The following is a 9,669-nucleotide window of genomic DNA, read 5'->3' on the forward strand; positions in this document are numbered from 1 at the left end:
CTAACCTCCTAGCCATCACCGTTTTCCCGGCAGGAGTACGAGAACCATGGCCAACGCACCGGTCCAGCGCATGTCCCAGTTGATGGCGAAGACGCTGCGCGACGACCCGGCGGACGCCGAGGTCCTCAGCCACAAGCTGCTCGTCCGCGCCGGCTACGTCCGCCGCACCGCGGCCGGCATCTGGAGCTGGCTGCCGCTCGGCAAGAAGGTGCTGGCCAACGTCGAGCGCGTCGTCCGCGAGGAGATGGACGCGATCGGCGCCCAGGAGGTCCTGCTCCCCGCCCTGCTGCCCCGGGAGCCCTACGACGCCACCGGCCGCTGGGACGAGTACGGCCAGGAGCTGTTCCGCCTCAAGGACCGCAAGGGCGGCGACTACCTCCTCGGCCCGACCCACGAGGAGATCTTCACCCTGCTGGTGAAGGACCAGGCGTCCTCCTACAAGGACCTGCCGGTCATCCTCTACCAGATCCAGCACAAGTACCGCGACGAGGCCCGCCCGCGGGCCGGCATCCTGCGCGGCCGCGAGTTCCTGATGAAGGACTCGTACTCCTTCGACACCGAGGACGAGGGCCTCGCCCGCTCCTACGCCCTGCACCGCCAGGCCTACCAGCGGATCTTCGAGCGCCTCGGCCTCGACTACCGCATCTGCGCCGCCACCGCCGGCGCGATGGGCGGCTCCAAGTCGGAGGAGTTCCTCGCCCCGGCCGGCGCCGGCGAGGACACCTTCGCCGACTGCCCCAACTGCGACTTCGCCGCCAACACCGAGGCGATCACCTACGAGCTGAAGCCGGTGGACGCCGACGGCGTGCCCGCGCTCGAGGAGATCCCCACCCCCGACACCCCGACCATCGAGACCCTCGCCGCCCACCTCGGCGTCGAGGCCTCCGCCACCCTCAAGAACCTCCTCGTCAAGGTCGACGGCGAGATCGTCGCCGTCGGCGTCCCCGGCGACCGCGAGGTCGACATGGACAAGGTCGAGGCGCACTTCGCCCCGGCGGTCGTCGAGATGGTGACCGAGGCCGACTTCGCCGGCCGCCCGGACCTGGTCCGCGGCTACGTCGGCCCGCAGGGCCGCGGCGAGAAGGTCAGGTACATCGCCGACCCGCGCGTGGCCCCCGGCACGGCCTGGATCACCGGCGCCAACAAGGCCCACACGCACGCGAAGAACGTCGTCGCCGGACGTGACTTCCAGGTCGACGAGTACGTCGACGTCGTGGTCGTCCAGGAAGGCGACCCCTGCCCCAAGTGCGGCACCGGCCTGAAGCTGGACCGCGCCATCGAGATCGGCCACATCTTCCAGCTCGGCCGCAAGTACGCCGACGCCCTCAAGCTCGACGTCCTCGGCCAGAACGGCAAGCCGGTCCGCGTGACCATGGGCTCCTACGGCATCGGCGTCTCCCGCGCCGTCGCCGCGCTCGCCGAGCAGACCGCCGACGACAAGGGCCTGGTGTGGCCGAAGGAGGTCGCGCCCGCCGACGTCCACGTCGTCGCCGCCGGCAAGGCCCTGCAGACCGAACTGGCCCTGGACGTCTCCGAGAAGCTGCGCGCCGCCGGCCTGCGCGTCCTCGTCGACGACCGCGCCGGCGTCTCCCCGGGCGTGAAGTTCACCGACGCCGAGCTCATCGGCGTACCGCAGATCCTGGTCGCCGGCCGCCGCTCCGCCGAGGGCGTCCTGGAGCTCAAGGACCGCAGGACCGGTGAGCGCGAGGAGCTGACGGTGGACGAGGCGATCGCCCGGCTCACCGCGTAAAGGAACTCCTCAGAAACCTCTGGGGGCACCTGAAGCCGCCTCACAGACTTCTCTGAGGGTCGTACCCGACCGTAGTGCGTGACAGAACGTCACCAGGGAGGGAACGACATGACCAGCAGGGAACGAGGTGCTCTCGCCGCGGTCCGCAGAGGGACCCGGCGCACCGCGGCGACCGCGGCGGCCGTTACACTGGCGGCCGCCGCCGGAATGTTCGCGCTGATCGGCACGATGCACACGGACACCAGCGCGGTGTCCTCGACGACGAACAGCAGCACCGGGTCGAGCGGTGGCACAGACTCGGGCAGCAGCGACAACAGCGGTACGAGCTCGTCCTCGTCGTCCGGCGACACCTCTTCCTCCGCCTCGTCCACGGGGGGCCTGACGTCCTCCGACGGCAGCGGCTCCACCGACTCCACCTCGGGCGCGTCGTGACGAGCGCGCCGGCCGAGCCCCGCACCACGGCCGCCGTCGAGTGGCGTGCCCTGGGTACCACGGTCCGCCTGGTCGTCACCGAGCCGGCCCTGCTGGACTCCTGCACCCTGCTGCTGGCCCGGCACCTCGCCGAGGTCGACGCGGCCTGCAGCCGCTTCCGTACCGACTCCGAACTGGCCGCCCTCGACGACAGCGCGGGCCGCCCGGTCCGGGTCAGCCCGCTGCTCGCCGAAGCCCTCGCGGTAGCCCTGGACGCGGCGGAGACGACCGACGGCGCCGTGGACCCCACGGTCGGCTCGGCGATGGACGCGATCGGCTACGACCGCGACTTCACGCTGGTGCAGGAGGACGACCGCCCGATCCGGCTCACCGTGAGGCGCACCCCCGGCTGGCGCACCGTCCACCTCGACCGCGCGACCGACACGGTCACCGTCCCGGCCGGCGTCCGCCTCGACCTCGGCGCCACGGCGAAGGCCTGGGCCGCCGACAAGGCCGCCGCGCTGCTCGCGCGGACGGCCGGCTGCGGAGTCCTGGTGAGCCTCGGCGGCGACACCGCCGTCGCGGGCGAGCCCCCGGCCGACGGCTGGCAGATCCGCGTCCAGGACATCACCGGCCCGGTCGGAAAGACACCGCCCCAGGGCCCGTACGCCCTGGTCGGTCTGCACAGCGGAGGCCTCGCCACGTCGGGGACGGCCGCCCGCAACTGGCGCCGCGGCGACCACACCCTCCACCACATCATCGACCCGCACACCGGCCTCCCGGCCCACACCCCATGGCGCACGGTCACGGCAGCGGCCCCCACCTGCGCCGAGGCCAACGCGGCGACGACAGCGGCCCTGGTGAAGGGGGCGGGGGCGGAGGGTTGGCTGACCAGGATGGCCCTGCCGGCGCGTTTGGTGAGCCAGGAGGGGCAGGTCATGACGACTCCGGGCTGGCCAAACGCCCTCAGGGGCGCGGGACCGTATCAATCAGCGGCTTCGCCGCGGAGCGCGACCAGCCCCCACCGGGGGTCAGCCGCATGACATCCGAAACCCTCTGGTACGCCAACCGAGCCACAGGTGCCATCAGCCTCATCCTCGTCACGGTCGTGGTACTCCTCGGCATCGCAGTGAAGCTCCGCGGCAAACTCCCCGGCCTCCCCCACTTCGGCACGGTCTCCCTCCACCGCACCCTCTCCCTCTCCGCGACGGCCTTCCTCACCCTCCACATCGCCCTCGCCGTACTCGACAGCTATGTCGACATCACCCTCACCGACGTCCTCGTCCCCTTCGTCTCCGACTACCAACCCCTCTGGCTCGGCCTCGGCACGGTCGCCCTCGACCTGATGCTCACCGTCCTGATCACCAGCCTCCTGCGCGAACGCCTCGGCCACCGCGCCTGGCGCGCCCTCCACTGGCTGGCCTACGCCTCCTGGCCGGTCGCCCTGCTCCACGGCATCGGCATCGGCACGGACACCGGCACCGGCTGGATGACCTGGCTGACGGTCTCCTGCGTGGCCGCGGTCGTCGCCGCCGGCGGCATCCGCCTGGCGCACTCCGCCCGCGCGGCCCGCCGTACCCCCGCAGCCCTTCTCCGCACGGCCGAAGGAGCCCGCTCATGACCGCGACCCACCTCGACCTCCACATGCCCCCGCGCCTGCTCGCGCCCGCCGGCACCCCGGCCGACCTCGCCACGCACGAACAGCGCTACGGCCCACTCTCCTACGGCGACCCGGCCGCACTGCTCACCACCATCGCCGCGTCCGGGCTCACCGGCCGCGGGGGAGCGGCGTTCCCGGTGCACCGCAAGCTGACCGCGGTCGTCGAGGCCGCCCGCCGCACGGGCCGTACTCCGGTCGTGGTCGCCAACGGCGCGGAGGGCGAGCCCGCGAGCCGCAAGGACAGGACGCTGCTCGCGCTGTCACCGCACCTGGTCCTCGACGGCCTGCAGGTGGCGGCCCGGGCGGTCGGCGCGGGGGAGGCCCACCTGGCGGTCGAGGAAGGCGTCTCCTCCGTCGCATCGGCCGTCGCCCACCGCGGGGACCCGGTCCCCGTCCAGGTCCTACGGCTCCCCAAGCGGTTCCTGTCCGGCCAGGCCTCGGCGCTCGCCCAGTTCGTCGGCGGAGCCGCCGCGCTGCCGGCGTACCAGGACCCGCCGGTCCGCGAACGCGGTGTGCGCCGGGCGCCGACCCTGGTCCAGAACGTCGAGACCCTGGCCCACCTCGCCCTGATCGCCCGCTACGGCCCCGACTGGTTCCGCTCGGCGGGCACGCCCGGCCAACCCGGCAGCGCCCTCTGCACGGTTCACGTACCGGGCCGCCAACCCCGCGTGATCGAGGCCCCGTTCGGCACACCGCTGCACCGCGTCGTCCCCCCGCACGGCATGTCCGCCGTCCTCCTGGGCGGCTACCACGGCAGCTGGATCCCGGCCGCGGAGGCGGCCCAACTCTCCCTGGAGGCGACGACGATGGGCGCCGGAGTCCTGGCCGCACTCCCCGCCGACCGCTGCGGCCTCGCGGAGACGGCCCGGGTCCTGCGCTACCTGGCCCTCCAGTCGGCCGGCCAGTGCGGCCCCTGCCTCAACGGCCTGCCCCGCATCGCGGCCGCCTTCCAGAGCCTGGCGACCCCGGGCCCCCAGGGCAGCACCCGCACCGACGTGTCCCGCTGGTCCGGCCTGGTCGAGGGCCGCGGCGCCTGCCACCACCCCGACGGCACGGTCCGCCTGGTCCGCAGCGCGCTCACGACCTTCGCATCCGAACTGGACGCCCACGCAAGGGGTTTGTGCACCGCAACGGACCGCACCCCCCTGCTCCCCGTACCCCAGGAGACCTGAGATGGACCAGCGCGTCGACATCGACTGGACGTCCTGCCAGGGCCACGGCCTGTGCGCGGAACTCCTCCCGGAGCACATCACCCTGGACGAGTGGGGCTACCCGCTGATCGACGGGGCTCCCGTCCCGGCCCGCACTCTGAAGCGGGCACGCAGAGCGGCGGCGGACTGTCCGGTCCTCGCGTTGAAACTGACGGCAGGGTGAGCGCCCCTTCAGGCACGACCTCAAAGCCACCCGGCGAACTCGAGCAACAGCTCCGCATCCTTCGCCCGCCCCACCCGAAGGGCCCGCACCCCCGACTCCACGGCCCGGAACAACGTCCACCCCCGCAACCGCTCCTGATCCACGTCCAACGACTCGGCCAGCCGCTTGACCCGCCGCCGAGTAGTGGCCGCCCCCGACGGCGAGGCGATCAGGTCCTCCACCCGATCCCGCACCAACCGAGCCAGATCGAACGCACTCTCCCCGACCACCGGATCCGGTCCCACGGCCAACCACGGCATCCGCTCCCCGGCCAGCACCTTGCTCTGCCGGAACGTCCCGTGCAGCAGCCGCCCCTCGGGCGGCGCCCCCAACAGCTCCGCCCGCGCTCCCAGCGCCGCGTCGACCAGTCCGGCCACCTCGCCGAAGGCACCCGCGCCGGCCAGCATCGCCTCCGCCTGCCGCCCCGTCCGCTCGGCGACCGTCTCGAAGACATGACCGGCGGGCGGCTCCACCCACAGCCGCCGCAAGGTCCCCGCCGCCTCCAGCAGCGCCTTCGCCTCCGGCAGCGACCGCACGGAGACGTCAGGATGCAGCCGCTCCAGCAGCAGCACACCGTCCTGAGCGTCGTCCTGCGCGTCGTTCCCCGTCACGTTCTCGACGAGCTGTACGGCCCCGAGGCCGCCCCAGTGGGACAGCGCCGCCCGCTCGGCCGCCGGCCGCGACCGCGGCGGCGCCAGTTTGAGCACGGCCGGGCTGCCGTCGGGGCGCCGGACCAGCACGACCAGGCTGCTGCGGCCCCCGGGCACCTGCACCCGCTCCACGGTCAACTCGCGTAGCGCGACGGCCCGTTCCGCCGCCTCGGGCAGCTTCTCCAGCCAGCCGTCACCGTCCGGTGCGGTCTCGCCGAGCGCCCGCACCAGACGCTGCGGGGGTTCGAAAGCCATACCCGAGTCGTTCCCTTCCCGTGCGGGTCACGCCGAGGGCGTCGGCGAGGCGGAGGTCGTGCCGGTCGTGCCCGCCCGCTCGGCGAGCCCAGGGAAGGCTACGCTCTCCCCGCTCCAGCGCACCGCCCGCACCGCCGCCTCCCGCAGCGCATCGGCACCCGAGCGCCGCCGCTCGCCCTCGGTGGCCCGCACCACGTCGGAGTACACCCCGGCCACCCGGTCCTCCAGCTGCGCGGCCAGCTTCACCGCCGCCGCCGGGTCCGGCACCGGGAACGGCAGCGCGTACGCGGCCGCCGCGGCGACCGGCGTGCCCCCGAGGTCCCGGATGTCGCGGGTGAGGGCGTCACGGCGGGAGCGGTGGGCGTCGTAGGCGGAACGGGCCTCGGCGCGCCGGTCCTGGCCGATCCGGCCGCCGACCACTCCGTAGCCGTAGACCGCCGCGTGCTCGGCGGCCAGCGCCGCCTGCAGGGCCTTCAGCGCCTTCTGCCTGCTCTCGTCGCTCACCTGGCACCCTCCGTCAGCAGATACGCGTGCGCCGCCCCGGCCGCCGCGACCGACGCCAGCAGTCGCGCCAGCTCTCCCGGCACGTCCAGGAGCGCCGCCGTACGCCGTTCGGCCAGCGCCCGCTCGGCGGCGGCGAGCTGCGCGACGGCCTCCTTCTCGTCTGCCGGTACGGCGGCGGACGCCGACGGGGACGCCGACGAGGACGGCGACGCGGACGCCGGGCTTCCCTTCGTGACCGTCCCTCCGAACGCCTCGGTGTGCCGCAGGACCTCCGCCCGCAGGGGCCGCAGCCGCTCCGCCGCCGCCGGATGCGCGGCGAGCACGGCGTCGTACCGCTGCAGCAGCCCCGCGCTCTCCCGAGCCGCACGCGCGCGTGCCCTCGCGGTGAGCGACGGGCTGCCGCCGGTGCTCTCCTCGGACTCCCCGGAGCCGTGCGAACAGCCCGCCAGCAGGGCGGTCCCGGCGGCGGAGACGAGCAGGGATCTTCTGCGCGACCCCGAGAGGGTGCGCGAGTGTGGGGGGTACTGCACGGGTGACGTCCTCGGGGGGCTCGTACGAACATCGGGCGAACACACGGGCGGGAGTGTTCCGCCGTGATCACGGTACCCGCGCTCACGTTCGGTGCCGCTCATCGGCACCGGCCGTGCACAGGTGGACGGCAACACTCCCTGCGACCGGATACCCTTTGACCAGACACGCGACCATCCCACAACAGCACACGCGGCCGAGGAGTCACCCGGATGAGCACCACCCAGAGCGAGAGGCTGCGAGAGCTCCTGGAACCGCTCGTCAGCTCCCAGGGCCTGGATCTCGAAGAGATCGCAGTGGACTCCGTCGGACGCAAGCGGGTGCTGCGCGTCGTCGTCGACTCCGACACCGGTGCGGATCTGGACCAGATCGCCGATGTGAGCCGCGCGCTCTCGGCGAAGCTCGACGAGACGGACGCGATGGGCGAGGGCGAGTACACCCTCGAGGTCGGCACCCCGGGCGCGGAACGCCTCCTCAAGGAGCACCGGCACTATGTGCGCGCCAAGGGCCGGCTGGTGAGGTTCCAGCTGGCCGAGGGCGGCGAACTGGTCGCCAGGATCCTCGACGTCGACGACGAGGGCGTCGACCTCGAAGTGCCCGGGGTCAAGGGGCGCAAGGCCACCACGCGCAGAGTCGCCTTCGGCGACGTCGACAAGGCGCGCGTGCAGGTCGAGTTCAGCCGCAAGGACGACAAGGACGACAAGAAGGAAGAGGAGGCGTAGCCGTGGACATCGACATGAGTGCCCTGCGGGGCTTGGTACGGGAGAAGGAGATCTCCTTCGACCTGCTGGTCGAGGCGATCGAGTCGGCCCTCCTCATCGCCTACCACCGCACCGAGGGAAGCCGCCGGCACGCGCGCGTGGAGCTCAACCGGGAGACCGGACATGTGACCGTGTGGGCGAAGGAGGACCCCGAGGACCTCGAGGAGGGCCAGGAGCCCCGCGAGTTCGACGACACCCCGTCCGGCTTCGGCCGTATCGCCGCCACCACCGCCAAGCAGGTCATCCTGCAGCGGCTGCGCGACGCCGAGGACGACGCGACGCTCGGCGAGTACGCCGGCCGCGAGGGCGACATCGTCACCGGAGTGGTCCAGCAGGGCCGCGACCCGAAGAACGTGCTCGTGGACATCGGCAAGCTGGAGGCCATCCTGCCCGTGCAGGAGCAGGTGCCGGGCGAGACCTACCCGCACGGCATGCGGCTGCGGTCGTACGTCGTCCGCGTGGCCAAGGGCGTCCGCGGCCCCTCGGTGACCCTCTCCCGCACCCACCCCAACCTGGTGAAGAAGCTCTTCGCCCTGGAGGTGCCGGAGATCGCCGACGGGTCCGTGGAGATCGCCGCGATCGCCCGTGAGGCCGGTCACCGCACCAAGATCGCCGTACGGTCCACCCGTTCGGGCCTGAACGCCAAGGGCGCCTGCATCGGCCCCATGGGCGGCCGGGTGCGCAACGTGATGGGCGAGCTGAACGGTGAGAAGATCGACATCGTGGACTGGTCCGACGACCCGGCCGAGATGGTCGCCAACGCCCTCTCACCGGCCCGGGTCTCCAAGGTGGAGGTCGTCGACCTCGCCGCCCGTTCCGCGCGCGTGACGGTGCCGGACTACCAGCTGTCGCTGGCGATCGGCAAGGAGGGCCAGAACGCCCGCCTCGCGGCCCGTCTGACCGGCTGGCGGATCGACATCCGGCCCGACACCGAGCAGGCCGGGGAATAGATCTCGGCCCGGGGTGGGTTGGATCGAGACGGATCTTGCCCGGCGGCTGTTCGAAACCTCACCCAGAGGGGTGAGGTCGGTACGGGGAGGTAGACTGAGGAGTGTCTGGCCGGACGCACGCCCGCGCCTGCCCTGAACGCACCTGTGTGGGGTGCCGGGAACGAGCGGCCAAGACGGATCTGCTGCGCATCGTGGCGATCAAGGACGCTTGCGTCCCCGATCCTCGCGGTACGCTGCCCGGCCGGGGTGCCTATGTACACCCCGCCTCGGTCTGTCTCGACCAGGCGGTACGCCGCCGGGCGTTCACGCGGGCGCTGCGCGCCCCGGGAGCGCTCGACATTAAGGCGTTGCGCCAGTACGTCGAGCAGACAACAGTTGCTGAGCAGGCAACACCGTAAGACGTGCCGTACGGAACCCCGTGCGGCCCTAGGTACCCCGCGAGTTGGAAGTAGGTCGAGATTGCGATGAGCACTCGATGAGCACGCGATGAGTACGCCCATGAAGTAGCGACGGTCCGGACGCACCCGGACCTAAAAGGAGCGAAGTGGCTAAGGTCCGGGTATACGAACTCGCCAAGGAGTTCGGGGTTGAGAGCAAGGTCGTCATGGCCAAGCTCCAGGAACTCGGTGAATTCGTCCGTTCGGCGTCTTCGACCATCGAAGCGCCCGTCGTCCGCAAACTGACGGACGCCCTCCAGCAGGGCAACGGAGGCGGCAAGGCCGCCCCCGCACGCAAGGCCGCCCCGGCACGTCCGGCGGCCCCCTCTCCCGCGCAGGCCGCCCGTCCG

At 72.5% G+C, this 9,669-nt stretch carries 13 protein-coding genes; 9 read left to right on the plus strand and 4 right to left on the minus strand.

The annotated features are described in order from the left end of the window. Positions 1-46: 46 nt before the first annotated feature. The gene (locus tag GRC12_RS20655) at positions 47-1,750 is read left to right on the plus strand and encodes a proline--tRNA ligase (protein ID WP_208780792.1); all 1,704 of its coding nucleotides are present in this window, start codon (positions 47-49) and stop codon (positions 1,748-1,750) included. A gap of 89 nt (positions 1,751-1,839) precedes the next feature. Here GRC12_RS20655 and GRC12_RS20660 read toward each other — a convergent pair whose 3' ends face one another. Next, positions 1,840-2,157 carry a hypothetical protein gene (locus GRC12_RS20660; protein ID WP_244373440.1) on the minus strand — a complete coding sequence of 106 codons (318 nt, stop codon included), beginning with the start codon at positions 2,155-2,157 and terminating at the stop codon, positions 1,840-1,842. Between the two features lie 21 nt (positions 2,158-2,178). On the opposite strand from GRC12_RS20660, the gene GRC12_RS20665 reads away from it, so the two are divergent. Genes GRC12_RS20665 through GRC12_RS20680 form a run of 4 tightly spaced genes read left to right on the plus strand, consistent with a single transcriptional unit; the run spans position 2,179 to position 5,195 of the window. Next, positions 2,179-3,204, plus strand: a complete 1,026-nt coding sequence (locus GRC12_RS20665) for an FAD:protein FMN transferase (protein ID WP_208780793.1) — start codon at positions 2,179-2,181, stop codon at positions 3,202-3,204. Continuing rightward, positions 3,201-3,782 (plus strand): ferric reductase-like transmembrane domain-containing protein, encoded by a 582-nt coding sequence (locus tag GRC12_RS20670; protein WP_208780794.1) that lies wholly within the window; start codon positions 3,201-3,203, stop codon positions 3,780-3,782. Before GRC12_RS20665 ends, GRC12_RS20670 begins: the two co-directional genes overlap by 4 nt. Further along, complete coding sequence (locus GRC12_RS20675) at positions 3,779-4,993, plus strand: NADH-ubiquinone oxidoreductase-F iron-sulfur binding region domain-containing protein (RefSeq protein ID WP_208780795.1); 1,215 nt, start codon at positions 3,779-3,781, stop codon at positions 4,991-4,993. The genes GRC12_RS20670 and GRC12_RS20675 overlap by 4 nt, the downstream gene beginning before the upstream one ends. A gap of 1 nt (position 4,994) precedes the next feature. Continuing rightward, positions 4,995-5,195, plus strand: a complete 201-nt coding sequence (locus GRC12_RS20680; RefSeq protein WP_208780796.1) for a ferredoxin — start codon at positions 4,995-4,997, stop codon at positions 5,193-5,195. A gap of 20 nt (positions 5,196-5,215) precedes the next feature. Here the strand turns inward: GRC12_RS20680 and GRC12_RS20685 are convergent, their stop codons facing one another. The 3 genes from GRC12_RS20685 to GRC12_RS20695 are packed head-to-tail and all read right to left on the minus strand — an operon-like array spanning position 5,216 to position 7,173. Continuing rightward, a complete protein-coding gene (locus GRC12_RS20685) occupies positions 5,216-6,139 on the minus strand; it encodes an aminoglycoside phosphotransferase family protein (RefSeq protein WP_208780797.1) in 924 nt (307 codons plus the stop codon). 27 nt (positions 6,140-6,166) lie between these two features. Further along, positions 6,167-6,643 carry a ferritin-like domain-containing protein gene (locus GRC12_RS20690; protein ID WP_208780798.1) on the minus strand — a complete coding sequence of 159 codons (477 nt, stop codon included), beginning with the start codon at positions 6,641-6,643 and terminating at the stop codon, positions 6,167-6,169. Then, positions 6,640-7,173, minus strand: a complete 534-nt coding sequence (locus GRC12_RS20695) for a hypothetical protein (protein WP_208780799.1) — start codon at positions 7,171-7,173, stop codon at positions 6,640-6,642. The genes GRC12_RS20690 and GRC12_RS20695 overlap by 4 nt, the downstream gene beginning before the upstream one ends. A gap of 210 nt (positions 7,174-7,383) precedes the next feature. Here GRC12_RS20695 and rimP point away from each other — a divergent pair, with 210 nt between their 5' ends. The 4 genes from rimP to GRC12_RS20715 all read left to right on the plus strand — a co-directional run. After that, entirely contained in the window at positions 7,384-7,893 is a 510-nt protein-coding gene (rimP, locus tag GRC12_RS20700) for a ribosome maturation factor RimP (protein ID WP_208780800.1), read from the plus strand. A 2-nt stretch (positions 7,894-7,895) separates the two neighbouring features. Next, positions 7,896-8,882, plus strand: a complete 987-nt coding sequence (gene nusA / locus GRC12_RS20705; protein ID WP_133047437.1) for a transcription termination factor NusA — start codon at positions 7,896-7,898, stop codon at positions 8,880-8,882. A 101-nt stretch (positions 8,883-8,983) separates the two neighbouring features. Next, a complete protein-coding gene (locus GRC12_RS20710) occupies positions 8,984-9,280 on the plus strand; it encodes a YlxR family protein (protein WP_133047438.1) in 297 nt (98 codons plus the stop codon). A 146-nt stretch (positions 9,281-9,426) separates the two neighbouring features. Continuing rightward, positions 9,427-9,669, plus strand: a 243-nt coding sequence (locus GRC12_RS20715; RefSeq protein WP_208780801.1) for a translation initiation factor IF-2 N-terminal domain-containing protein, incomplete at its 3' end; no start/stop codon positions are given.

This window comes from Streptomyces griseorubiginosus, assembly GCF_017614965.1.
GTDB classification, from domain to species: domain Bacteria; phylum Actinomycetota; class Actinomycetes; order Streptomycetales; family Streptomycetaceae; genus Streptomyces; species Streptomyces griseorubiginosus_B.

Coding starts and splice junctions, on each gene's coding strand:
- GRC12_RS20675 (WP_208780795.1), top strand. CDS start 3,779: ATGACCGCGACCCACCTCGACCTCCACATGCCCCCGCGCCTGCTCGCG.
- rimP (WP_208780800.1), top strand. CDS start 7,384: ATGAGCACCACCCAGAGCGAGAGGCTGCGAGAGCTCCTGGAACCGCTC.
- GRC12_RS20685 (WP_208780797.1), bottom strand. CDS start 6,139: ATGGCTTTCGAACCCCCGCAGCGTCTGGTGCGGGCGCTCGGCGAGACC.
- GRC12_RS20655 (WP_208780792.1), top strand. CDS start 47: ATGGCCAACGCACCGGTCCAGCGCATGTCCCAGTTGATGGCGAAGACG.
- GRC12_RS20680 (WP_208780796.1), top strand. CDS start 4,995: ATGGACCAGCGCGTCGACATCGACTGGACGTCCTGCCAGGGCCACGGC.
- GRC12_RS20670 (WP_208780794.1), top strand. CDS start 3,201: ATGACATCCGAAACCCTCTGGTACGCCAACCGAGCCACAGGTGCCATC.